Annotated in this window: 23 protein-coding genes and 2 pseudogenes; 20 read left to right on the top strand and 5 right to left on the bottom strand. The window is 39.9% G+C overall.

Annotation, left to right across the window (positions count from 1 at the left end):
• The first annotated feature begins 12 nt into the window (after positions 1 to 12).
• The 16 genes and pseudogenes from ACP69Y_RS05310 to ACP69Y_RS05235 all read left to right on the top strand — a co-directional run bounded on the left by ACP69Y_RS05310 (position 13) and on the right by ACP69Y_RS05235 (position 16,685).
• Complete coding sequence (locus ACP69Y_RS05310; RefSeq protein WP_425916793.1) at positions 13 to 480, top strand: hypothetical protein; 468 nt, start codon at positions 13 to 15, stop codon at positions 478 to 480.
• Positions 449 to 1,030, top strand: a pseudogene (locus ACP69Y_RS05305) (putative metallopeptidase); the annotation flags it as partial. The gene ACP69Y_RS05310 and the pseudogene ACP69Y_RS05305, both read left to right, overlap by 32 nt.
• 836 nt (positions 1,031 to 1,866) lie before the next feature.
• A pseudogene (locus ACP69Y_RS05300) lies at positions 1,867 to 3,195 on the top strand (phage tail protein); the annotation flags it as partial.
• Positions 3,196 to 3,206: 11 nt separating this feature from the next.
• A complete protein-coding gene (locus ACP69Y_RS05295) occupies positions 3,207 to 3,848 on the top strand; it encodes a DUF2460 domain-containing protein (protein ID WP_425916791.1) in 642 nt (213 codons plus the stop codon).
• The gene (locus ACP69Y_RS05290) at positions 3,845 to 4,702 is read left to right on the top strand and encodes a DUF2163 domain-containing protein (RefSeq protein WP_425916790.1); all 858 of its coding nucleotides are present in this window, start codon (positions 3,845 to 3,847) and stop codon (positions 4,700 to 4,702) included. The genes ACP69Y_RS05295 and ACP69Y_RS05290 overlap by 4 nt, the downstream gene beginning before the upstream one ends.
• 58 nt (positions 4,703 to 4,760) lie before the next feature.
• Complete coding sequence (locus ACP69Y_RS05285) at positions 4,761 to 6,317, top strand: sialate O-acetylesterase (RefSeq protein ID WP_425916789.1); 1,557 nt, start codon at positions 4,761 to 4,763, stop codon at positions 6,315 to 6,317.
• Between the two features lies 1 nt (position 6,318).
• Positions 6,319 to 6,933 carry a hypothetical protein gene (locus tag ACP69Y_RS05280; RefSeq protein ID WP_425916787.1) on the top strand — a complete coding sequence of 205 codons (615 nt, stop codon included), beginning with the start codon at positions 6,319 to 6,321 and terminating at the stop codon, positions 6,931 to 6,933.
• Positions 6,934 to 6,995: 62 nt separating this feature from the next.
• A complete protein-coding gene (locus ACP69Y_RS05275) occupies positions 6,996 to 7,418 on the top strand; it encodes an NlpC/P60 family protein (RefSeq protein ID WP_425916785.1) in 423 nt (140 codons plus the stop codon).
• Position 7,419: 1 nt separating this feature from the next.
• Positions 7,420 to 9,909, top strand: coding sequence for a phage tail protein (locus ACP69Y_RS05270; protein ID WP_425916784.1), 2,490 nt, complete (start codon positions 7,420 to 7,422; stop codon positions 9,907 to 9,909).
• Positions 9,910 to 9,968: 59 nt separating this feature from the next.
• Positions 9,969 to 10,232: a holin gene (locus ACP69Y_RS05265; protein ID WP_425916782.1), complete on the top strand. Its 264-nt coding sequence runs from the start codon at positions 9,969 to 9,971 to the stop codon at positions 10,230 to 10,232.
• The gene (locus ACP69Y_RS05260; RefSeq protein WP_425916780.1) at positions 10,216 to 10,725 is read left to right on the top strand and encodes a lysozyme; all 510 of its coding nucleotides are present in this window, start codon (positions 10,216 to 10,218) and stop codon (positions 10,723 to 10,725) included. Before ACP69Y_RS05265 ends, ACP69Y_RS05260 begins: the two co-directional genes overlap by 17 nt.
• Complete coding sequence (locus ACP69Y_RS05255; protein WP_425916778.1) at positions 10,725 to 11,021, top strand: DUF6527 family protein; 297 nt, start codon at positions 10,725 to 10,727, stop codon at positions 11,019 to 11,021. Before ACP69Y_RS05260 ends, ACP69Y_RS05255 begins: the two co-directional genes overlap by 1 nt.
• A complete protein-coding gene (locus ACP69Y_RS05250; RefSeq protein ID WP_425916776.1) occupies positions 11,021 to 11,410 on the top strand; it encodes a hypothetical protein in 390 nt (129 codons plus the stop codon). The genes ACP69Y_RS05255 and ACP69Y_RS05250 overlap by 1 nt, the downstream gene beginning before the upstream one ends.
• Before the next feature lie 318 nt (positions 11,411 to 11,728).
• On the top strand, positions 11,729 to 12,583 hold the full coding sequence (locus ACP69Y_RS05245; RefSeq protein ID WP_425916774.1) for a 3'(2'),5'-bisphosphate nucleotidase CysQ family protein: 855 nt from the start codon (positions 11,729 to 11,731) through the stop codon (positions 12,581 to 12,583).
• A 56-nt stretch (positions 12,584 to 12,639) separates the two neighbouring features.
• Positions 12,640 to 13,377, top strand: coding sequence for a histidine phosphatase family protein (locus tag ACP69Y_RS05240; RefSeq protein ID WP_425916772.1), 738 nt, complete (start codon positions 12,640 to 12,642; stop codon positions 13,375 to 13,377).
• Positions 13,378 to 13,790: 413 nt separating this feature from the next.
• Positions 13,791 to 16,685 (top strand): M66 family metalloprotease, encoded by a 2,895-nt coding sequence (locus tag ACP69Y_RS05235; protein ID WP_425916770.1) that lies wholly within the window; start codon positions 13,791 to 13,793, stop codon positions 16,683 to 16,685.
• A 111-nt stretch (positions 16,686 to 16,796) separates the two neighbouring features.
• On the opposite strand, the gene ACP69Y_RS05230 is transcribed toward ACP69Y_RS05235, so the two are convergent.
• Entirely contained in the window at positions 16,797 to 17,237 is a 441-nt protein-coding gene (locus ACP69Y_RS05230; protein ID WP_425916768.1) for an META domain-containing protein, read from the bottom strand.
• 470 nt (positions 17,238 to 17,707) lie between these two features.
• Positions 17,708 to 17,974: a 30S ribosomal protein S20 gene (gene rpsT, locus ACP69Y_RS05225; protein WP_005010321.1), complete on the bottom strand. Its 267-nt coding sequence runs from the start codon at positions 17,972 to 17,974 to the stop codon at positions 17,708 to 17,710.
• A gap of 215 nt (positions 17,975 to 18,189) precedes the next feature.
• Here rpsT and ACP69Y_RS05220 point away from each other — a divergent pair, with 215 nt between their 5' ends.
• From ACP69Y_RS05220 to ACP69Y_RS05205, 4 genes are all read left to right on the top strand, one after another.
• Entirely contained in the window at positions 18,190 to 18,855 is a 666-nt protein-coding gene (locus ACP69Y_RS05220) for a nucleoside-diphosphate sugar epimerase (protein WP_425916766.1), read from the top strand.
• Between the two features lie 14 nt (positions 18,856 to 18,869).
• On the top strand, positions 18,870 to 19,382 hold the full coding sequence (gene rraA, locus ACP69Y_RS05215; protein WP_425916764.1) for a ribonuclease E activity regulator RraA: 513 nt from the start codon (positions 18,870 to 18,872) through the stop codon (positions 19,380 to 19,382).
• A gap of 22 nt (positions 19,383 to 19,404) precedes the next feature.
• Positions 19,405 to 20,181: a glutathione S-transferase N-terminal domain-containing protein gene (locus tag ACP69Y_RS05210; protein WP_425916762.1), complete on the top strand. Its 777-nt coding sequence runs from the start codon at positions 19,405 to 19,407 to the stop codon at positions 20,179 to 20,181.
• 378 nt (positions 20,182 to 20,559) lie between these two features.
• Positions 20,560 to 20,835 carry a hypothetical protein gene (locus ACP69Y_RS05205; protein ID WP_425916760.1) on the top strand — a complete coding sequence of 92 codons (276 nt, stop codon included), beginning with the start codon at positions 20,560 to 20,562 and terminating at the stop codon, positions 20,833 to 20,835.
• 553 nt (positions 20,836 to 21,388) lie between these two features.
• Here ACP69Y_RS05205 and ACP69Y_RS05200 read toward each other — a convergent pair.
• The 3 genes from ACP69Y_RS05200 to ACP69Y_RS05190 are packed head-to-tail and all read right to left on the bottom strand — an operon-like array spanning position 21,389 to position 23,550.
• A complete protein-coding gene (locus ACP69Y_RS05200; protein ID WP_425916758.1) occupies positions 21,389 to 22,558 on the bottom strand; it encodes a JmjC domain-containing protein in 1,170 nt (389 codons plus the stop codon).
• A 15-nt stretch (positions 22,559 to 22,573) separates the two neighbouring features.
• On the bottom strand, positions 22,574 to 23,167 hold the full coding sequence (locus ACP69Y_RS05195) for a Maf family protein (RefSeq protein WP_425916756.1): 594 nt from the start codon (positions 23,165 to 23,167) through the stop codon (positions 22,574 to 22,576).
• Positions 23,167 to 23,550, bottom strand: coding sequence for a DUF2237 family protein (locus ACP69Y_RS05190; protein WP_131266470.1), 384 nt, complete (start codon positions 23,548 to 23,550; stop codon positions 23,167 to 23,169). Before ACP69Y_RS05190 ends, ACP69Y_RS05195 begins: the two co-directional genes overlap by 1 nt.
• Between the last annotated feature and the right edge of the window lie 12 nt (positions 23,551 to 23,562).

Below are 23,562 nucleotides of genomic sequence, written 5' to 3'. Positions count from 1 at the left end.
TGGGTGCAATTTATGGACGCAGACGATTACTTCTGGAAAACCAAAAAGCGCCCACCTAAAACGAAACCACGCTCTAAACCCCTACCTAAAGCTAAAGAAAAATATTTAGAAGCTGAAGAAGATTTTGAACATGCATTGAATGTATTTGGAATCAAATATGAAAAGAAATTTCAGTTCAAATCCACCAAGCATTGGCGTTTTGATTTCCATTTAATTGAACACAGAGTTTTAGTTGAGATTTCGGGTGGTCCATGGTCAGGCGGACGGGGTGACAAGCTGAAAAATAAGGCTTGGAGCTTAGATCGTTACGATGATGCTGCCGAGATGGGTTTTACAGTCGTTAGATTGGAATCTGCACCATCATTTAAAGATATTGAGTCGGGACCATTACAAATAAAGTCTCACTTAGCCTCACAGTGGCTTAAGAATTTGAAAAGGCATATTTTCAATGGAACAGATCAGACCATTCCCACCGACTGATTTAATTGACCAGGCTGAGGAAGAAGAAGCCATTCGATTGGCACCTGCTATTGAGTTAAAAGAATGGGTCGTTAAAAACTGGCTGACCATTGGTGGTGAATTACATAACCCGGATCACGACCATATTGCCGAGCTGCTGCACGACAATGAAGGGTTTCTTGCATTCGCCTGGGCATCATCTGCATGTGTGGCTAAAAAGAGAATGGTACTGGGTCAATGTGAGAAGGTTATGTTTAACCAGGGTGGATGGAAGAAGGCACGTCAGGAACAGCAGATGCGGGACTGGTTTGGCTTTGTGCCTCAATACCTGATTACTGTAGATGCCGCATTTTGTGAACAAACCTCTGACCGTGAATTTTGTCGCTTGATTGAACATGAGCTGTATCACATTGGTGTTGAACGTGATGCAGATGGTGAAATCATTTATAGCGACCATACAGGTCTGCCTAAGCATTACTTGGCCGGCCACGATGTTGAAGTATTCTTCGGTGAAACTAAACGATGGGGTGCTGATGAGTCGGTAAAACGACTTTTGGAAATTGCCAAGAATGGGCTGCTAAAACCGAAGACAAAAAAGAAGCCTATACCGCCATGCTTCAAGACCAAGGATTTAGCCGTGAAAAAGCAGAATCCTATGCTGATAGTAAGGAAAAATCAGGTACTGATTATTATGCGCCAATGCCTGATGCTGTGAAGGCTTCTGCAGAAGCGGACTGGAAGCGTACTCAAGCTGCTAAAGCCCGTGAAGAAGCAGAGAAAAAGTCTGAAGAAGCTGAGCAGCGCAAAACCAAAGAGATGGAAAAGCAGTCTGCCATAGCTGCGAATACAGATCAGACCACTCGAAATATGCTTAAGGTCTACCAAGCATTTATGAACACTGGAGTTTTAACTGATAAACAAGCCAGATATTTAACTGCGGAGGTGGGTCGTGAGAATGATTTCAAAAACAGTGGATTATATGGTTCTCACACCGACAAGAATAATGGCCAAAAAAATACGGGTATGATTTCTTGGCAAAAAAGTCGTGCTGTAAATCTAGAGAAGTATCTAGGTTCTCAAGGTTTGATGGACTCTAGTGGGAATATTAAGCAAACACAGGAAGCTTTAGATGCTCAGGCAAGATTTCTAGTTAATGAAATATTTAACAATAAGTCTTATGCAAAGTCGAAAAATGCTCTTTCTAAGAATGCTGGTTACAGTGAACTTAGTAAGACTGTTGGGAAAAATACGATTGGTTGGGATTACGATGGCAATAAAATCAATGCTCAGCCACATCACCAAAAGAGAGATGGTTATTATAATAAGCTTAACTCTGTTTTGGGTGATGATCCAAGTAAAGTCACTTCTGCAACATCCTCCTTTACTAAACTTGAGTTGATTCAAACTCAAAAAGCTGAGGAAGCTGAAAAACAACGACTGGCATTGAAATACAAATATGCTAGTGAGCAAGAAAAAATTGCAACCGACTTGAAAAATGCAATTGCTGATATTGAAAAATCAACGCTTTCAGGTGATGAACAAATCAATGCAATTGTACAGGCTGAACAGGAAGCATCTGACAAAGTTAAAGCTATTCGAGTTGAGCAACTTGAAAAGACCAAAACATTACTGGATGAGGAGCTTCAAGGTAAAGCTATTTTAGCTCAGCGTATCTATGAACTGGAAATGGCTCAGGTTCAATCCTCATTTGATGCAGGCAAGATTTCCAATGTTGAAAAACTTCGTTTAGCGAAACAGATTGAAGATCGGCTGTACTCGATTAAACGTTTGGGTTTAGAAGAACGCCTTGACCTTGAGCAGGAGTTAAGTGGTCTTACTGGGAAAAGTACCGGTGTCACCAGTACAGCCAATGAAATTGGCGCATTAGATAGTCAGAAATCAATCTCTGATATTCAATCTCCTGCATTAATTTCTAACGCGGAAATGAAAGATTTTGAGGATAAGTTTGGGGATCTGACGTCACGCATGTCTGGTCTTTGGGACAAAGGCATTCAGTCCATGATGAATGGCACGCTGACTTGGAAAAATGCCACGAATGCCATTTATACAGAAATGGCAGGTGCATTTATTCAAAGCATGATTACCGCACCGATGAAAAAATATCTTGCAAGTATGGCTACCCGCCTAGCAGTGAAATTAGGTTTTATTAAAACCGAAACTGCTGCTGAAGTAATGGGGCAAACGGCCCAAACCGGTGCAGTTGTGGCAGGTGAAACGACCAAGACTATTGCAACCAGTACAGGAGCATTAGCACGTTTAGCCATCAAAGCCGGTGAAGCGATTAAATCCATCATGATGTATGCCTGGGAAGCGATGGCAGGTGCGTTTAAAGCAATGGTATCCATTCCATATATTGGTCCAGTACTCGCTGTGGCTGCAGGTGCTTCCGCTTTAGCTTTAGTTGGCGGTATTGCGGGCAATATTAAGTCTGCTCGAGGAGGTTACGACATTCCTTCAGGTGTGAATCCGGTGACTCAATTGCATGAAGAGGAAATGGTCTTACCTAAACAGCATGCCAATACGATTCGTGCTTTAGGTCGATCAATGTCTGGTGGTGGTATGAATGAACAGCCAGCTTATGCCAGTGACATGGGAATTATGCCGAGTATCAATATTCAGGCATGGGATTCAAAAGACGTGAAGAAGTTCATGAAAAAGCATGGACGTGAATTGGCTGGCGGTCTTAAAAGTCATCGCCGTGGTTTTGGTAAATAAAGGAGAAAATAGTGTCTGATGTATTGTTTCCTGAATTGCCAGGACTGGAGTGGGATCTCAGTAAGAAACCCATTTTCAATACAAAGATCATGCAGTCAGTGAACGGTCGGGAACTTCGTGCAAGTTACCAAGCCGTTCCGAAGTATGAAATCTCAATGTCATTTGCTTTTTTGCGGGAATCAAAAGGCAAAAATGAGCTACAGCAACTTGAAAGCTTCTTCTTTGAACGCCGTGGTGCCTTTGATTCATTCCTTTTAAAAATGCCTGATGATTGCGAATTCAACTGCACTTTCATAGGTGATGGGACAAATACAACCTATCAACTATACAAGAACATGCATACCTCAAAAATTCCTATCAGTCATACAGCTGAATACGTGACTGAGGATCCACTGATGTGGGATGAAGATCTGGATCAGCCTATGTGGACGGATCTAAATGATCAAATGTGGGAAACTCAGTATGGCATCACTAAAAACGGTTTATTGACCTTGCCTGTCCCATTGGCTGATGGTGACATCCTGAGCGTACAAGGTACATTCTACTATCGTTGCCGTTTCGCAGATGATGAGCAGCAATACACGAATTTCATGCACAAACTATGGAAAGCCAACAAGGTTGAGATGATCGGGTCATTAGGAAATAAAGTATGAGAGCAGCTTCCGCAAAACTTATTGCATTGCTTGATGCGGATCAGTTTTTGATGGCTGATCTGTATACGATAACCACGGTGCAGAATGATGTGTATCGATACACTAATTATGATTATGACCTTGTGGTTGGAGGTCATGTATACAAATCAGATGGTCCCATTATCAGCCGTGAAGGAATTAGCCTGTCACTCGGAATAGAGGTTGATAATTTATCTGTGACGATTGATGTGACAGATGATCAGACTTTTGAAGGTGTGCGAGTTGTCCAGGCATTTCATAATGGCCAAATGGATGGTGCTCGTTTCAAGTTGGAGCGTATTTTTATGAATATGGATACACCAACAGATACCAGTGCCGGCACAATTAAATTGTTTGAAGGGCGTTTGATTGAACCTGAACTGGACCGCAATACGATCAGCGTGAGTGTAGCTTCGGATCTGGACGATTTAAACGTACAGATGCCACGGAACTTATATCAGCCAAGCTGTACCAATACACTGTTTGACAGTGCATGTGGTCTATTGCGTCAAAATCATGTTGTGTCTACAACGATTGAATCTGGCAGTACTGCATCACGTATTTTATGTCAGGTGAATCAGCCACAAGGTTGGTTTACTCAGGGTGTGATCGAATTTCTGGACGGTGGTAATAAAGGTCTAAAACGTACAGCGCGTTTGCATGAATCAGGTGCTTTGTTGCTGACTTTACCATTGCTGGAAGAACCTCAACCCGGGCAGCGAATCAAAGTTTATCCAGGATGCGATAAACGTCTTGAGACTTGTGATAACCGATTTAATAACCGCAGTCGTTTCCGTGGTGCACCTTTTATTCCAGTGCCAGAAACCGCAGTTTAATCAAATTTAATCTTCAATCCATGCCCGCTATATGCGGGCTTTTTCATGGGGTAGGAAAATGCCTTTACCGAATATTCTTGAATTTATCGGCACAAATATTTCACAACGTAAGTTTCAGGAAGCGCAGGAAAAGTTATTAAATTATTTGGGTATTGAAGTTCCAACAAGGACAGAGTTTGATTCAGTAATTTCAAATGTAAATGATGCTATTGCTCCTAAAGCCGATAAAAACTATGTAGACAACATAGTTTCAGCAGCAGCGAACGGAGTTATTCCGTTTCAAACACAAGCTGAGTTACTTCTCGCAAAGCCAACGCAATTAAAAGTTCTAGCAAAAGCAATGGACACTCGCAAAGAATATCTGTGGAATCGCACCAGTGCTGAAGGTGTGATACCAGTTACAGGCGCGTGGATGGATACTGGCTTGGGTGATCTGGATCAGTCTAAAGATTACACAAATCAGCAGATTTCAGTTAAGTCTATATATGAAAGTTTTTCTGCATATGTTGAAGTACAGCTAGATCCTAATGGAAATTCTAGAGTTAAGCTTTATTCTGATTCAACTAAAAACTTAATATTTGACACGCGAATCGAACAGTCAGTTTTAGAAATTAACGATTTAAAATCAAAAACTGAAGGAATAGCTATTTATGAAACAGTCAAAGGTTTTGTGACTGTTTTTTTAGATAGTGACGGGATCTCACGTATCAAAGAAATAAGTGTTGATGGCATCTTAAAGTCATTCATGAGTATTGATCAAAAAAGTTTAATTGCAGGTACTGGTATTGCAATTATTGAATCACCAGGATCAATCACAATTGAAGCAAGTGACATTGTGTATGAGACTCCGCATGAGTTTGTGCTGTGCCTTATTGCGGGTCAATCAAATGCCAGTTACTACGGGGGCGACTCTTCTTTGGCTCCAGCAATACCCGAAGGCGTTTGCTACATTTGGGATAATACCTACAACATTGTTCGAGAAATCAATGACGGCAGCTTAGCCTCCGATGTTTGCAAGCAAACCTATGGGCCTGCATTGGCTTTGGAATTTTATAAAAGAACCGGGTTGGGGTTAATTATCGTGAATAGTGCAGTTGGCTCTACAGCTCAAACAGCGGAAGCAGACAATGGAGCAGGGAATTGGTCGCCGACAGGAACTTTACGCCAAACAGCAGTTGATCGAATAGTTGCTTGTCGGGCTTATCTAGACTCAATTTCAACATGTTTTCAAAATGGCTTCATTGTTTGGACGCAAGGTGAGCGTGATGGTCAAGAAATACAAATTAATACCATCACAAAGCTTCAGTACAAAAATGGATTGTCTGAAATGGTTGATTTCTTTAAAACAAACCTTGGCTCAAAACTCCCTTTTATCATCACAACCACCGCGTACTATGCGACCACTGGAGATAATGCCGGATCAAAGTCTGTACGTGCAGCACAGTCTGAAATAGCTCATGAAAAAGCCGGAGTATTTTTAGGTTTTACTGGCGCAGTAAAGTTCTTTGAGCGCAATCTAATGGACGATAACGTGCATTACAACCAAATTGGCAAGAATATATTAGGCACAGCATTGGGTAAAATCTCATCAAAATTAAGTGCAGGAGTGAATTAGGATGCAATATAAACAAGAAGCTGGAATTGTTCCATTAGACAGTAAATTTCCTCCTTTTGAGACTTTGTTAAAAAGTTTTGTAGATCCAGCCAAAACCACGACACAAGACAAATTTATTGAAAATCTAGGCCCGTTGAATGGTCGAATCACCAGCACAAAAACATGGTCAACAATTGGCACAACTGGTGCTTACTGGACTGTTTATAATGGCTATTTAGCAACAACAACTGCTGGAAATAGCCGGGCATTAATACCGCACGCTACAAGCGGGAAAATCCACATTGCGGTTGATTGGCGAAGTGGTTTCGCTGGTTTAATCATTCGGGGTTTAGATCAAAATAACTATATCCAAATATCAATCGCACTGGCAAATAATGGTTTGCGAGTAGAAAAAGTCGTTGCAGGCGTAAATACCTTATTGGGTACGAAAGGTTTAACCATGACAGTAGGTAAAATCTTTCAGCTAGGGGTTGAGTATGATGCGAACACAATCAAGGTTTATGTAGACAATGAGCTGTCATTAGAGCTAAACGAAACCGCCTTAAACACAAATCTAAATGTCGGAATAGTGTCATCCACTCCAGACAACAAGATTAAAGACTGGACAGGTCGGTAGTACCTAACAAACCATCACGAACTCTGACCTTTAATTATGCCGTTGTTTTTATTGGATAAATTATGAAAAATATCGAAGCCGTTGCTGAAGCTATGACTTGGCTCGGTACACCATACCATCATCAGGGCCGTGTTAAAGGTGTAGGTGTGGATTGCGGTACCTTGATTTGTGAAGTCTATGAAAAAGTGGGATTGATGGATCATTTAGATCCACGCCCATACCCACCAGATTGGCACATGCACCAGCTCGGACAGCGGTATTTAGAACACGTTAAATCGGTGTGCTTTGAAGTAAATGAACCGCAGCCTGGTGATATTGTTCTCTATCATTTTGGCAAGTGTGTCAGTCATGGTGCAATTGTCGTTGAATGGCCTACGATCATTCACTCATACATCCATCAGGGAGTCATCCTGCAGGATGGGACCAAAGGAAGTTTAGCCCGGCGAATTGCCGGGTTTTTTCGTATGAAGAGGCTAAAAGAATAATATGGGTGGATTATTTGGCGGTACCACGATTAGCACGTCTGACAAACGTATTAATTCTATGCGGATTCAGCAGTCAGCTTATGGACTTTGTCAGCCATTGGTTTATGGGAAAAACCGCGTTGCTGCAAACATGTTCTGGTATGGCGATTTTAAAGCGATTGCACATACCACAACGACTAAATCGGGTGGTAAAGGCGGTAAAACCAAAACCAATAATACGACCTATACCTATTCAGCATCAATGATGCTGGGTCTTTGTGAAAACAAAATTAAAGACATTGGTATTATCTGGCGTGATAAAGAGCAGATCGTGGCTAAAACTGAAGGCGGTGTGCAGCTGCAGCCAATTGATCAAATCGGTTTTGAGCTATTCAATGGGGATCGAAATCCAGTATGGGGATATTTAGCATCCAAACATCCTGATGAAGCTGTGCATTATCCATTTTTAGGCTATGTGGCTTGTGCCAATTATGATCTCGGTGGTAGTGCCAGCCTTGCAAATCATACTTTTGAAGTGATGAGCGACATTACCTTTTCAAATACGATTCATGATGCAAATCCGGCTGATGTAATTCAGGATTTCATCACCAATCCACGATATGGTGCAGCGCCAAATTTGGACATGGCTGACTTATCAGAATTGCGAACCTATTGTGCAGCAACTAATTTGTTGGTCAGTCCTGCAATGAGTGAACAGCGTGAAGCATTTGAAATTATCAATGAACTTGTTGAGGCAGTAAATTGTGCTGTTGTGCCAAGTCCAGACGGTTTAAAAATTCGTTCGTTTGGTGATAGTGCGGTCACAGGTAATGGTGTGACATTTACGCCAAATTTAGAACCGGTGTACCACTTAACAGATGATGATTTTATCGGTGATGATGAACCGGTCCGAGTTCGTCGCAGTCGTGATACCGATGCCTATAACCATACTCAAATCGAATATGTAAACCGATTCAATCAGTACAACACTGAAACGGTTGAAGCCAAGGACCAAGCCAATATCGAAATGTTTGGTTTGCGTACGCAAGATCCAGTCAAATATGACTTTTTCTGTGAACCTAAGATTGCACGTCATGCTGTTCAGTTGCTGCTTCAACGAATGCTGTATGTTCGCAATGAGTACGAGTTTGAACTGGGTTGGAAATACTGCCGTCTTGAACCCATGGATATTGTGACCATCACAGATGAGTCTTTGGGCCTTAACCGTTTTCCGGTACGAATCACCCGTGTTGAAGAAGATGAGGATGGCGTACTTTCGATTACAGCTGAAGAGTTGGCAGTCGGATCTCGTTCTGCAGTTGAATATGACATGCAATCATCTAACGGATATCAGGGCGGAAATGAAGAGCCGGGTAATATCAATGCACCAGTAATTTTTGAACCGCCTCTAGATTTGACCGATGGTAAAAATCAGCTTTGGGTTGCGGCATCGGGTGGTATTAATTGGGGCGGTTGTAATGTTTGGGTCAGTCTTGATAATACCACTTACGAAATGATTGGTACCATTTATGGCTCGGCACGATATGGCACATTGGTGTCGGGCATTAATGCAACTGCTACGGCAATGCAGATACAGCTGAATACATCCAGTCAGATTTTTAGCGGTACGCTTGAAGATGCTCAGGTTGATGCGACATTGTGTAAGGTTGGTGATGAGTTTGTCAATTATCAGGAGGCCACACTTGATGGATCAGGACTGTACACATTAAGCGGTCTGCTTCGTGGTCGTTTTGATGATGCTCAGGCACATAATGCCGGTGAACCATTTGTTCGTATTGACCGTGCAATTTTCGAGTATGACTTTAAATCCAATCTGGTGGACAAACAGGTTTACCTGAAGTTCACCAGCTTCAATGGATTGCAGCAAAAAGAAGAAACTTTAGATGAAGTCACTGCTTATGATTACACCATCACAGGAGGAAAACCACCTTTAGTGAAAGGGCTTTCACTTCAATCCCCATTCATTGGAACTAGTTTTAAAGTGCAATGGCAGTCAACAGCCGGAGCAACTGGCTATATTGTGCAAATCCGATCAGGTGGTGTGCTACTTCGTGAGGTTGAAACAACCAATACTGATTATAGTTATTCCATGGAAGAAGCCAAAATAGATGGTATTCAACGTGCATACACGGTTCGAGTCGCAAGTAAAAACGGATCAATTGTCAGTACCTTTGCTGAATTAAATATCAGCAATCCAGTACCGCCACAATTATTGAATGTGTATACATCGGCAACGGCTGATTCGATCACAGTCACTTGGATTCCAAGTGAAGTACCTGACTTAAAAGATTATCAGGTGTGGATCAGCACTAATGCGAATTTTGATCCTGATTCAACTGCTGCAAAATGGACGGGCACTGAAAATGCTTGCACGATTGGCGGTTTGCAATCAACGACAACATATTATGTTCGAGTTGCTTCGCGTGACGTATGGAAGCCAACTTCATGGAATTATTCAGTACGTATTACCCAGGCAACTTCGGATAGTTAGAGTTCCAAAAACAACAGCACCTTAGGGTGCTTTTTTATTACCAAAATTTAGGGGGTGGCATGTCTGACCAAAAAACAGCAGTTGTTGAAATGGCGGCATCCGTCTCTTCAGCAGCATCAAAAACCACATATTTCGGAGCAACGTCAGGTTTTGTGGCTTGGCTTGTATCAGTCGATGTTTTGGCATGGCTTGGCATAGCAATCGCTTTAGGTGGCTTCGTGGTGAATTGGTACTACAAGCGACTTGAGAACAAACGTGCTGATGAAATTCATGAATTAAAAGTAAAACAATGGCAGGGGAAATGTGATGTCGAACAGAACTAAAGTTATCGTAACAATGCTTACCGCTATCAGTTTGGGTGGCATTGCATACACTCAAAATAAAGAAGGCACCGAGCTTAAACCATATAAAGATTCTGTAGGCGTGGCTACAATTGGCACAGGCACCACAAAATATGAAGATGGCACCAAAGTCAAAATGACTGATCCACCAATCACACAAAAACGTGCAACCGAATTATTGAAAAACCATATGGCCAAGGATGCACGTATTTTCAATAAAACACTTTTAGGCGTTCCGCTTTCACAAACTGAATATGACCTGTATATGGATTTCACATACCAATTTGGTACAGGTGCGTGGTCATCATCTTCAATGCTTCGCAATTTAAAGCAGGGCAAATATAAACAGGCCTGTGATTCATTGCTGAAATGGAAATATGCAGCTAAGCGTGATTGTTCTGTGCGATCTAACAATTGCTATGGGGTTTGGACTAGACAAATTGAGCGACATCAAAAATGCATGGGGGCGCAATAATGGCTGAGTTTAAAAAAGTAAGTAATGTTTTGCTTGAATCAAATGGCATCTATTTCATTGAGTGCCCAGGATGCAAAACTTTACATCCCATCCATGTTGGTGAGCAACATCGCATTCGGTGGGGTTTTAATGGGAATTTAAATGCTCCAACATTCACACCGTCATTGATGGTAAATCAAGGCCATCCAAGCCAATGCCATTCATTTATCACTAATGGGAAGATTCAATTCTTATCTGATTGTAATCACAGCTTAGCTGGTCAAACCGTTGATTTACTGCCAGTGGAGGAATTCTAATGCCAATACTTTTACTGCTTTGGAACAACAAGCGTTGGACTTTGATCATCGTACTTTTGCTGTGCCTGTTTTTTCAAACATGGCAGGTCAATAGTTTAGGTGGTGATTTGCGCGATGCAGAAATTGCATGTAATGGTCGTGTAGAAGAGGCACTTAAACCTTATAAAGATGCTGAAAAAAAATCTCAAGAAAAAGCCAATGAAGTGAGTGAGGAATATGAAGAAACCAGAGAAGCCGAACGAGTCAGGACAGAATATATTACACGTGACGTGCAAAAGATCGTGGAGCGTCCTGTTTATCTCAACCATTGCATTGATGCTTCTGGGTTGCAGCAACTCAACTCACTTATCACCGGTGATTCCAGCGAACCTAATTCAGCCATGCCCTGATTTGCAAAAATTAGAGTCGGGGCAGGGTAAAGCTATAATGTTGTGGTCTATTGATACTGTAGCGAAATATAATGATTGTAAGGCGCGGCATGGTGCGATTGTGAAGGCCCTCAAGTGAGGGCTTTATATTTTTCGATGTTTGCTAAGCTATAATGTACATAGCAGATTTTTCAAAGTGTACAAATGTGTGTACATAAAAATTAAGTAAAAATTTTAAGTTAAATTAATTTTAATTAAAATAGTTACTTATGATTCAATCATTCCATATCAAAAATGATGGTCGGTTTTTCTGAGTAATTCGGCATATATAGGTAATCTATGTTCAAAATAACAACAGCACCACAAGATGCATTAATTTTACAGCTTGTACCTATTGTGACACAGGCATGTGAAATTTTGCGAGTGGAATATCAGGCCTATTGTGCAGGTGGGGATTTTGATGTCGAGAAAAAAAGTGACAATTCGCCTGTAACGCAAGCCGATTATCGGGTCAATGAATTTATCACCTTAGCATTAAAGAAAAAATTTCCTGAGACCCCTTTATTGTCAGAAGAAGGCGACAATACCGAGCATAAGCAATGGCAAAACTTCTGGTTGCTGGACCCACTAGATGGAACCAAAGAATTCCTGCATAAGCGACCTGAGTTTACCATTAACTTAAGTTTAGTGGAGGGAGCGCATACAGTCTTCGCTATATTGGCAATTCCGGCTGAACAGACGCTCTATATCTGTCCGAAGCAAGGTTTACCGTTGAAATTCGAGATTCAAACCGGGCAATGGCTGGAGTATATGAAAGATGAACCTTTAACAGCCATTCAAGTGGGTTTAAGTCAAAGTAGCCAAGGTAGATCTAAATACGCTGAATATCTGGACATCTTAAAACAGCAGGTTGAAGTTGTAGAGTTTAAAGCGGGCAGTGCCTATAAGTTCTGCATGATGCTTGAAGGAAAGGTAGATATTTATCCACGCTTTCATCCGACGAGCGAGTGGGATACCAGTGCAGGTCAATGTCTGATTGAGCGTATTGGTGGTGGGCTGGTCGATTTACAGGGCCGCCCTTTTTTATATAATCAACGAAGTAGTTTATTGAACGGTGGCTTTATTGCCTTTAAGAATATTGAAATGAAAAAATTAGCATTCCAGGCTCTAGGACTTATGGCGAACATCCATTGAGCTGATGTTTTAACATGCTATAGTGTGCCGAACCATGTTTAATTTTTGGCTGCATCATGGCGTTAGATCTACTCCCTACTAGTATGCTCAAGGCAATTGATTTACTGCCTGATGCAAAAACACCTGTGACTTTATTTACTCGTCATTCTATTCGTGAGATGGTGGCTGGGCAGGGTTTGGCTGGCTATGATTTACAGTTAACCTCGCAAGGTCGTGACTTGGCACAGGCGTGGGGCACATATTTAATTGAAAATACAGACCGGAGTATTCAACACTGTATTTCAAGCCCAATTCAACGCTGTGTCGATACAGCAGCTTTAATGATTCAGGGTGCTGATTCAAGTACGCTTGCACAAAATACCCATTATATCGAGATTGTCGAGCAAGGCTTATTGGTTGAACCGGGAAGTTTTGTACTGGATATCAAGCAGGCAGGTCCATATTTTAGAAAACAAGGTGCTTTGGGCTTTATCAATAGTTTTGTCAATAATGCCTTGCCCGGAATGAAACATCCGATTACCGGTGTGGTAGACGTGTTAGAGCTTATTTATAACACCCATCCTCAAGATCATTTTGGTCTAAGTTTGGCAGTGAGTCACGATACGATTTTAGCGGCAATCATTGCGGTGATTTCTGGGCGTAATACCGTTAGTCAGGAAGACTGGCCGAAAATGATGGAAGGGTTGTTTGTCTGGTTTGAAGGCGATGAGTTTTTAGAATCGAAACTTAAATGGATTTGGCGCGGTAAAGTCAGTGAACTTTCGATTCGAGAGTTTCAAAAACTAGAAAAATAAAAGAGTTACTTATAAGAAGAAAAATTTAACTTACATTAAAAATCTATCAATATGGTTTTCTATTCAAAAGTGATAAATCCCTTTGATCTTGCACAATTTTAACGATTTGAGCTGGACGAATAATCATTAAATTGAAGTTGGTGTTATATACACTAATTTTTTTAAAAGAATCATTCATAACTTCAAATATCTTATATATAAATATTCTAACGCGCTCACATTTTGCTGAAAAAACTAAACATAAACCCTGAAAATACAAGTATTTGGTGTGGTCATTTACATATTTTTTTATAGTGGGGTTAATTATTTTAATATATTATTAATCACCTTAAGTTATTGATTTAAATAATTTTAATATGGTCACATAGTTTTTCTTTTTGGAGAAATTATTGTGCGATTGGGGTGAAAATGTGATGCAACTACGATTTAAATATTTAACTGTATGTACCTTATCTATAATGCTTATGGCATGTGGTGGTTCTGAAGGAGATGGTTCGGATAAAGTTCCAAGCGGTGGAACAAATGAACTTCCAGGAGATGGAACAAATGAACTTCCAGGAGATGGAACAAATGAACTTCCAGGAGATGGAACAAATGAACTTCCAGGAGATGGAACAAATGAACTTCCCCCAAATGCAACACCAGAAACACCAGGCAGTATACCTGTAACCCCAATAGAACCTGATACAAGTATACCTTTAATCCCAATAGGATCGAGTACACCAGTAAAGTATCCTGAACCAAAAAAAGATATTATTGATAATTCAATTTTAGGTTTTTTTGATTTTAATAAATTTGGAGATACTCGCCAAATCAGAAATGACTTAATGGGTGGTTTTTCAGCTATGGTGCAATTTGCACAAAGTCATGTCGTCAATCCTAAAAATAATGAATCGCAATTTTTACCGCGATTAACCACCGAAAAAGATGCTTTGCTGCTAGTAACTCCAACTGCTGAAATGGGTAATCCTGAACAGTTAAATGCTGAAATCTATTTTAATAATCAGTTGATTAAGACACTTAGATTGAAAGAGCCCTCTCGTATTGCTTTAACTGATCAGTCTAACGCCGAGGATCGACCACGAGTACGATTTTCAAAACGTGCATGGTCCGCAGCATTAAAATGGAATGAAGTACGCCCGGGTTTATCTATCCGAATCGTTGATCCCATAAGCGGAAAAAATGGTGATTTACGCTCAGAAGACATTGATTTTGCAGCACCAGGAGAGTTGGTTGTTCAAAGTATCCGATTGGGTTTATTAACAGATCAACCTAAGTCAACGGGCCATTACATGTTACTCGAGCCTGAAAAAGCTGGAACGGATTATTTTCAGACTATTCCCGCAGCACGCATGATTGTCAGTAAATATGAAGATATGAAACTTGACAAGGTGATGGTTGCCAGTGGTGTCATTTATGACTCGATGAGTGCAACCAAAGGGGATGTATATAGTGGTGATATGCGTGAGAATACAGCGAAATCGACCTTTAGTGTAGGAATTAACCTTGCCAACTGGGGCATAACCAGTTCCTCTATGATGAGTCAGGAACAGCCACAATTAACCCAAAGCGTTGTTATTCATCATGCTCGCGGTAAATATACGAATGGCGACGTCAATCATGGGTTAAGCGGTGGTAATAGTATTTTGACTTTATATGATTCAGTGGGAAATGAATTTAGTCATGAAATTGGTCATCATTATGGTTTGGGCCATTACCCTGGTGCGGTCGGTGAAAATTTATTTTGGGCAGCTCATCACGCGGATAGTGGTTGGGGCTATATTGCCTTTAGAAATAAAATGCGCGGAAATTTGAATTGGGGCACGACCACTTTATGGGATGGTACAAATGGTATACCAAACTTCCAAGATAAATATGCATATGGTCGAGATGCAATGGCAGGAGGCTCATCAGCCAGTTCTATTTCACGCTATACGCATTACACTGGCTATAGTACGCAACAAAAAATTCAGCCTGCTTTTGATCGCCATATTTGGGCTGAAGACTCTGTTACAGGCTATAAAAAGTGGAATCCAACAACTCGAATAATGGAAGTGTCACAGCCTAAAGTACCTACGAAATCGAGCAATGTTTGGTATAACAGTACAGATGGAAATTATCTAAAGCCGCGTTTATTTAGTGTGCCTGTATATACCATTGTGGGTGGATATGATCCTGTCAATCAGTCGGGTTTAATTTATCCTGCGGCACGTGGTAACTGGGGGAATGTGTTTGATTTGCCGCAAGCCAATACGGGCGGTACAGCTGCGAGTTGCTGGTTAAAGGTGCAGTCTGCCAGTGGTGTGCAAAATATTGCATTGGCACCGCAGCGAATGAATCCTAACCTTGATCCCAACAATTTGGCTGTTGTGAATAAGTTTCATATTAATTTAGCACAAAGTGAGCAACCTCAAGCGGTTGATTTGTATTGTCAAAAATCCAATGAGCAAGCGGTTAAACTTTCCAGTATCAATATTCCTTTGGCTACTGACGTTATGTCACCGTATGTGAGTATTGGTCAGGAAGAAGGTTATTCCGCTTTAAAACGTATTGAAATGCCAGAACTGGAACAGGCATTTTTGCAAAATAAAGGTAAAGAAATAGTTAATTTGTCGCCTACATTTAGACTGTTTTATGATTCTTATCGTCGCTTTAAAGATGAGTTTTCTCCAGATGCTCAAACTGAAATGGTACGTTATACACAGCAGCAAATTAAAACTTATCGTTTGAATCGTTGGGTGAATGTTTATTATAACGACCTTAGTAATGGTAATACCGAAGCATTAGAAGCATTTCATAAATTTGTTGATAGCCTTGGCTTGAAGAATGATATTCCATTTGCTAATGCGCGCATGTTGGTCATGCCAAAAATGGGCAATAGCTGTCTTAAGGTAGAAAAACTTGATACTGGAATCTTGAATGTTTATATGAGTGGGAAAAATGGTTGTACAGGTGAAGCATCGACGTTATGGGTTCATGATGCAATTGGCAAAATTCACAGTCAACAATATCCAAACTTATGTTTAACCAACTCTAGAACACTTTCTGCATGTAGTAATGAGGTACAGGGGCAAGTGTGGGAAGTGACTGTCAATGTTGATACACAACAACTGCGCCAAGGCAATAGCTGTTTGGACTTAAAAGGTGGTTATACACCAAGTGCTGCTGGACGTGGTGAAATCACTATGTATGGTTGTGGAAATGGTAATAACCAAAAATGGAGTATTGTTCCGCAAAGTCACAGTCTAATTTTGGCACTATCGAATGGTAAAAATTTACCGTTGCTGTCGAAAATTTTAGCAAAATAGTAATATTGTGAGTTGTCGACTGAATGAAGCAAGCTCTCTAAAGAGCTTGTTTTATAAAGTTATGATATGAATATACGTAAAATGAGCCCTCAAGTGAGGACTCATTTATATCTATTTAAGACTCTTAAACTTGACCACAACTTTATCATTGCTATCGAGTAACTTTAATTCAGTACTAGATGCATCATAGCTCACAACTTGACTTAATGCTTGAGAGAACTTTTGAGGTAAATCAGTCACATCCAAACACGCATTGTTTTCTATGGATTTTAGATTCGCAAATTTAATCTGAGTTCCCATAACGGCATAACCACCCATGAATTGGTTACATCCATCGGTGCCACTTACTTCATGACTATCAAATATCATGGTTGGAACAGCAGATTGTCTTGGATCAGCCTTATAAATAACTTGATTGATTTCTGTTAGAACCCAATTTTTATTTTGTAATTTATCTAAATTTCTAACTGTGGAGGGGTTGGGCATGGATGTACAACCAGCCAAAGTTAAGGTGCTTGCTATACTTGTAACAAGAATAATTTTTCTAAACATGACTTTTCTCCAATTAATTTAATATTTAAAGCTAATTGTGAGGCAGTTAAGGCAAATTGTATTTTATAAATTTTTTTTTAAATTCAATTAATTATTAACTAATTATCTACAAGAGTTGTTCGCAAAATAAACATATATTGTTTTGAGTAAACAGGATATGTTAAATGATGTAAGTATTCATAAAATTAAATAGAGAAACTGAGTTTTAATTATTTGATAAATATATTTATATTAAAAAAATTCTAAAACTTTGTTTAATCATTAAAGTTTCACTTTATTACATTAAATTTGTTTCATAAATCCTTTTTATTTCTTCCTCTAAGAGAAAGATAGGAGGGGTATTAACAATTATGAAAGAAGTCTATTGTAATATAATAAGTTAAGGCATTTTAAGCACGGAATTTTTATCTTGTATGAATAAACTCAAGATGTAAAAAAAGCCCTTAACGGGCTTTTTTCAATGCAACAACTTAGTTAGCCAAAGCTTTAACTTGTGCATTCAAACGGCTCTTATGACGAGCAGCTTTGTTTTTATGGATGATGCCTTTATCAGCCATACGGTCAATTACAGGAACCGCAGTTTTATATGCTTCTGAAGCAGCAGCATAATCACCAGCAGCGATTGCAGCTACTGTACGTTTAAGATAAGTACGAACCATAGAACGTAAGCTAGCGTTGTGTTTGCGTGCTTTAACGTTTTGACGAGCACGTTTTTTAGCTTGAGCAGAGTTTGCCACTCGTGCACTCCTTGAATTAGATTGGTCTGGGCGGGCTGAAATTGCAACTGAAAACCTTCATCAGAAGAATTATCACCAGCCCGTAAACAAGTGCCATATTGTGATTAAACTATGCTGTTAAGTCAAGTCTTGACTTGCTTTGACAACATTTTAGATGCATAAAAATTCTAAAGAAACCGTTAGATTAGTAATAACTTATAGAGATTGCTTAAAAAATGACTAAATCAATTAAAAGTGCGATTGTAATTGGAGCAACAGGTTTAGTAGGACGAGAGCTACTGAAACAGCTCAATTGTATAGCCAGTTGCGAGAAAATTACCGCGGTAGTCCGCCGTGAAGATTCAGAACTCAAAAGCTTGGAAAAAGTACAACAATTCATTCTAGACGATTTTCTTTTGCTGAATGATGAAGACATTAATGGCTATAGCCACGCGTTTAGTTGTTTAGGCACTACGCTCAAAAAAGCAGGTTCAAAAGAAAATTTTTATAATATCGACTATGAAATAAATGCACATTTTGCCGATTTATTTGAATCGACTAATACGCACTACTTGCTAATCAGTGCGATGGGAGCGAATGCCCAGTCAAATTTTTTCTATAATAGAGTCAAAGGTGAATTAGAAAAGCATATCCAGGGTTTAAATCTTGAATATGTATCAATATTACGGCCCTCATTATTGTTAGGTGATCGTCCAGAACAACGCAGCCTGGAAGATCTGAGTCAAAAGCTCTATCAGAAATTCTCGCATTTAGTTCCTGATTCATTCAAATATAAGCCAGTGACAGTAGGGCAAGTGGCTCATACTATGGTTGAGGCAGCGCAAACGCAAACTGAAAAATTTGAAATTTATGATAATTTACGTATACAAAATTCCAAATGAAGGGGAAATAAAAAGTGTCTAATACAGCATTCGTAACGTGCGATTTACTTGATGATCATCCAGAGAAAGAGATTCAAGTGGTGACACCTTGCATGGATGGAAAATTCTTTAAAAGCTATGGTGCGCGTAAAAGTTTTGCTGGTCAGGTCGTGACAGTTAAATGCTTTGAAGATAATTCTCGGGTAAAAGAACTGCTCGCGACTGATGGTACCGGTAAAGTGCTGGTGGTAGATGGCGGTGCATCCATGCGATGTGCCTTGATGGGCGATATGATTGCAGAGTCAGCGGTTAAGAACCATTGGAGTGGTGTAGTGGTTTATGGCTGTATACGCGATGTGGATGCGATTGCTGAATTGGATCTGGGCGTACATGCATTGGCTGCAATTCCACAAAAAAGTAATCGCAAAGGCATTGGCGAGGTCGATTTAACTTTGTATTTTGGTGGTGTAAGCATCAGTTCTGGCGATTATATCTATGTCGATAACAATGGAATTGTGATTGCAAAAGAAAAATTAGTCGATTTATAACGATAATTGTATAAGGATAAAAATGGTGAATCATCAAATTAAAGTTGTACAGGCTTTAGCTTCTGCATTGACTGAAGGTGGACGCGGAGTCAGTGGTACTGCCTTTCCTCAACAGCCTGAAAAATCACTCAAACTTTATGAGTTTGAAGGTTCGCCATTTTGTCGCCGTGTACGTGAGGTTTTAACCTTATTAAATCTGGATTATGAGGTTTATCCTTGTCCTAAGGGTGGCCAGAAATACCGAAAAATTGTCAAAGAAAAAGGTGGAAAAAAACAATTTCCCTTTTTTATTGATGAAAACTCGGGTACTCAGATGTATGAATCCCAAGATATCATCCATTATTTATTTAAGCATTATGGTCGAACGGGGAAAACGCCGAAAAAATTTGCACAATATCCCAAAATTCCTGTGGCTGCCTTTCTAGGAACAATTATTAATGGCGCACGTGGGGTTTGGATTAATAAAAAAATTACTGATCGTGAAGCGCCCGCCCAACTTCTAGAATTGTGGGGTTTTGAGGCTAGTCCATTTACACGCGTTGTACGTGGTGTATTAACTGAACTGGAACTTCCTTTCATATTCCATAATGTGCCTAAAGAACGCTGGCAAGATATGGGGCCGGCTGTGTTGCGTTTAAAACCTGGGAAATACCAACCCTTAACCGGCGGCAAACGTGAGAAGATTGTTGAAATTATAGGGCGTGATATTCAGGTTCCTTATTTAGTCGACCCGAATACTGGTGTGAAAATGTTTGAGTCCGCTGATATTGTCAAATACTTAAACAAGCAATATGGTTAAATGATTCACTGCTCTACAGAAACAGCTTTATAAGCTGTTTTTTCTATTTAAAAGTAGGTATTTAAAACTTTAACTCAGAAGCGAGTGGAAACTGGATTTCAGATAAATAATTTAATTCATTGATCGGGAATCAATCATTGATTGAATCGTCAGCGTTTTTATTTTATCGTGTTAAATTGAGAAGATAACACTCAAACCACTGAACTAGAATTTTAATTATTAATATAAAATTCAATAAGTTGCTTGGTTTTTTTAGAGGTGTTTCTTTAACTTTTTCCGTTAAATTGAGCCAATGAAAAAGGGGTATTATAGGTCGGGATTAGAAACGATTTTACCTATACCCGTTATAATTGTTAAAGATGAAGATCTCATTCAAGAATGATTAAGAAAATTTTGGCTGATTTGGACTATGCCAATGATGTGCTCATTTTTGCCGCGAATCTAAAAAAAGCCTTCCTGCACATAGAACAACAACCTATTTCCTTAACTTTGGTCGATCTTGGACTTCCTGATAGAAATGGGGTGGAGCTGATAGAAAAGCTGCATAGTCTTGAGAGTAGTAACCTTAACTCTGGTAATTGCAGCATGGAGTACGCAAGCAAGCCTATGTTCTGCCATCAAAGTCGCTGCGACGTGCGACAGTTTATGTTTTAAAAGGATGCGATGATGTGGAGGTACGATTGACTATTCGCAGTATTTTGCGTGGTGGAGCAATTAGCGATTTTTTTATTGCACAGGAAATTTTAAGGCAGATTTAAGCTTCAGTGATTACAGCTTCGAAGGATGATAAATCGTTAAAGGCGGATAGGGCACCTTTGACCAATCGCGAAACAGAAATTTTAGACTTGGTTGCTCAAGAAAAGAGTAATAAAGAATTTACCTCCAGGAGAATTGACCGGTTTTAATCGACCGAGGTTTAGGAGACTGGAAACCCAAAGATATCAATTCAATGCTCATATCCGAAAATCACTTTTTAGTGATTAAGATGTTTTGATTATTAATCATAATTTATCGTCTAATCCAAATTGGATAAGACGCTATCATGATGAAATGGTACGAATAAATACAGATCTTTAGTTAGCGACTTCACATGATCGAATTGCTAAAAAATTAAAATTTGTGAGTTATTTTGATTTCTCTAAAAAATAAACTTTCATGCTTCTAAAATATAAAAAAGGGGAAAACTAATTTCCCCTTATTGTTTAATTTATTCTTGCTCTGCAGCAGGTAATAACATCAGAATCGATTCATTTAACAAGTTGACGATATCTTCCAGCATATCTGGATCATAAAGTTTTTCATCGAGCAATATTGGATGGCCATCAGCTAATTGTTTTAAAATCGGTGCAAATACATCTGAAATACAAATGCCTTCACCATTGGCCCAGAACAGCAACTCACCTTCGTCTTCGGTATAAAGTAGACGTGATGCAGGCTCGAGAATGAGGGAATAGCCTTGATCTAACGCTTCTTCCAAATCGCCTGTGCCAATGGCTTCTGCCTCTGGAATGTTTTCAGGATATTTCGGTTCCGACATCAGGCTCATGAGCGCATCTTCAAGCACAGTTGGATTTTGCAATTTCGCTAAAAGTTCTGTTTTTAAATACTCAAGTTCAGCCTGACTGATTTGACCAATCGGGCTGATTTTGTCGCGAATAATGTCGGTCAGCGGGTTTTTAAGTAATTGATCGCTAGCAAATTTATCACTGACGCGATCCATCATTTCTGCCACATTTGGCATGCGAAAACCAAATGAGTAAGTCAGACAGTCATCTTCCGCTACGCCGTAATGAGACAAGCCTGGTGGCACATAAAGCAAGTCACCCGGTGCTAAAACTTCATCAAAATGAAATTCCATCTCTGGCAGTAATTTTAACGGTTGACCTGCAACAAATTCGCTTTCGGCATCGCACATTTGCCCCAGCTGCCAACGGCGGTGGCCATGCCCCTGAACTAAAAAGACATCATAAAAATCGAAATGTTTACCGACTGAGCCGCCTTTTTGAGCATACGACACCATAATGTCATCACGACGCCACTGCGGAATAAAGGGAAATTTTTTCCAAAGTTCAGCAAGGTCAAAAGAGTAATGATCCACAGCTTGAACAAGCAGTGTCCAAAGTTTTGGCATCTTCTGAAAATCAGCTTTGGTTAAAGGTGATGATTTTACAGACCATTGATTTGGATCTTTATCTTTTTGTTTAATTAAACGGGCACTGACATTTTCATCTAGCGCAAGTTCCATAACATCGTTAGGTTCTAAAAGATTCGCAACTTCTGGAAGTGCATTACGTACCAGTAATGGTTTCTTTTGCCAATATTCGGCAAGGAATTGTTCAGCGGTAATTCCGCCTAATACATCTAAAGCTTGAGACATAAATACAGCCTAAAATTAAGGAACTAAAATATTCAATTGACGCAGGATATGACACAGCTGAATCATCGGCATGCCCATTAGCGTAGTTTGGTCTTGCCCAATCATTTGTTCAAACAGACTAATACCCAAACTTTCACATTTGAAACTACCTGCGCACATTAGAGGTTGTTCTACTTCAATATAGCGTTCAATTTCAGCAAAACCGAGTTTGCGGAATTTGACCTTGTAATGTTCAACCAGTGTATGTTCAAAGCCGGTAGAAAGCTGTTGTACGCTGAGTGCAGTACTGAAATAGACAATTTTGTCGGAATTGGCTTGCAGTTGTCTCACTGCTTTTTCAACAGTTAGCGGTTTGCCAATGAAAATATCCGGTGCACCTTCACGCCAAGCCACTTGGTCTGATCCAATCACAATCGCGTCTGGATATTGTTCTGAAATAAGTTTGGCTTTTTCAAATGCCAGTCTTTTGGCTAAATCATCCGCATGATTTTCACCACGTGGAGATTCATCAATATCAGGCACGATGCTTTGATAAGCGATGCGAAGGCGGTTCATTAAGTCTTTGCGGGTTTGGCTGCTTGAAGCCAAAATAATTTGGGGAGTACTCATTACACTGCATATTCCATAAGCACATCAAGCGGAACATACGAGAGCACAGCTTGATGGCAAGCTTGAATTTTAATGGGAGGGGCAATACCGGCTTGGTATGCTTCAACCCAACGGGTCACACAAATACACCAAAAATCACCTGGCTCTAAACCCGGGAAATCGACTTCTGGCAACGGTGTAATCAAGTCATTACCTACTTTTTGCGAAAAATTAAGAAACTCAGCGGTCATTTGTACACACATTGTATGCTGACCTAGATCTGTTGTAGCAGTATGACAAAAGCCGTTACGAAAATATCCGGTAATAGGGGCATAACAACAGCTAGCCATGGATTCGCCTAAAACGTTTAAACGATTGATATTTGGATCTGGGTGAATAGACATAAGCTCTGAATC

The sequence above is a fragment of the Acinetobacter sp. TSRC1-2 genome, assembly GCF_049895885.1.
GTDB lineage: Bacteria > Pseudomonadota > Gammaproteobacteria > Pseudomonadales > Moraxellaceae > Acinetobacter.
The sequence above is the reverse complement of the archived record's forward strand: the minus strand, read 5'-3'. Positions and strand labels throughout refer to the sequence as shown.

Coding starts and splice junctions, on each gene's coding strand:
- ACP69Y_RS05310 (WP_425916793.1), top strand. CDS start 13: ATGGACGCAGACGATTACTTCTGGAAAACCAAAAAGCGCCCACCTAAA.
- ACP69Y_RS05290 (WP_425916790.1), top strand. CDS start 3,845: ATGAGAGCAGCTTCCGCAAAACTTATTGCATTGCTTGATGCGGATCAG.
- ACP69Y_RS05285 (WP_425916789.1), top strand. CDS start 4,761: ATGCCTTTACCGAATATTCTTGAATTTATCGGCACAAATATTTCACAA.
- ACP69Y_RS05280 (WP_425916787.1), top strand. CDS start 6,319: ATGCAATATAAACAAGAAGCTGGAATTGTTCCATTAGACAGTAAATTT.
- ACP69Y_RS05275 (WP_425916785.1), top strand. CDS start 6,996: ATGAAAAATATCGAAGCCGTTGCTGAAGCTATGACTTGGCTCGGTACA.
- ACP69Y_RS05270 (WP_425916784.1), top strand. CDS start 7,420: ATGGGTGGATTATTTGGCGGTACCACGATTAGCACGTCTGACAAACGT.
- ACP69Y_RS05265 (WP_425916782.1), top strand. CDS start 9,969: ATGTCTGACCAAAAAACAGCAGTTGTTGAAATGGCGGCATCCGTCTCT.
- ACP69Y_RS05260 (WP_425916780.1), top strand. CDS start 10,216: ATGTCGAACAGAACTAAAGTTATCGTAACAATGCTTACCGCTATCAGT.
- ACP69Y_RS05255 (WP_425916778.1), top strand. CDS start 10,725: ATGGCTGAGTTTAAAAAAGTAAGTAATGTTTTGCTTGAATCAAATGGC.
- ACP69Y_RS05250 (WP_425916776.1), top strand. CDS start 11,021: ATGCCAATACTTTTACTGCTTTGGAACAACAAGCGTTGGACTTTGATC.
- ACP69Y_RS05245 (WP_425916774.1), top strand. CDS start 11,729: ATGTTCAAAATAACAACAGCACCACAAGATGCATTAATTTTACAGCTT.
- ACP69Y_RS05240 (WP_425916772.1), top strand. CDS start 12,640: ATGGCGTTAGATCTACTCCCTACTAGTATGCTCAAGGCAATTGATTTA.
- ACP69Y_RS05235 (WP_425916770.1), top strand. CDS start 13,791: ATGCAACTACGATTTAAATATTTAACTGTATGTACCTTATCTATAATG.
- ACP69Y_RS05230 (WP_425916768.1), bottom strand. CDS start 17,237: ATGTTTAGAAAAATTATTCTTGTTACAAGTATAGCAAGCACCTTAACT.
- ACP69Y_RS05220 (WP_425916766.1), top strand. CDS start 18,190: ATGACTAAATCAATTAAAAGTGCGATTGTAATTGGAGCAACAGGTTTA.
- ACP69Y_RS05210 (WP_425916762.1), top strand. CDS start 19,405: ATGGTGAATCATCAAATTAAAGTTGTACAGGCTTTAGCTTCTGCATTG.
- ACP69Y_RS05205 (WP_425916760.1), top strand. CDS start 20,560: ATGATTAAGAAAATTTTGGCTGATTTGGACTATGCCAATGATGTGCTC.
- ACP69Y_RS05200 (WP_425916758.1), bottom strand. CDS start 22,558: ATGTCTCAAGCTTTAGATGTATTAGGCGGAATTACCGCTGAACAATTC.
- ACP69Y_RS05195 (WP_425916756.1), bottom strand. CDS start 23,167: ATGAGTACTCCCCAAATTATTTTGGCTTCAAGCAGCCAAACCCGCAAA.
- ACP69Y_RS05190 (WP_131266470.1), bottom strand. CDS start 23,550: ATGTCTATTCACCCAGATCCAAATATCAATCGTTTAAACGTTTTAGGC.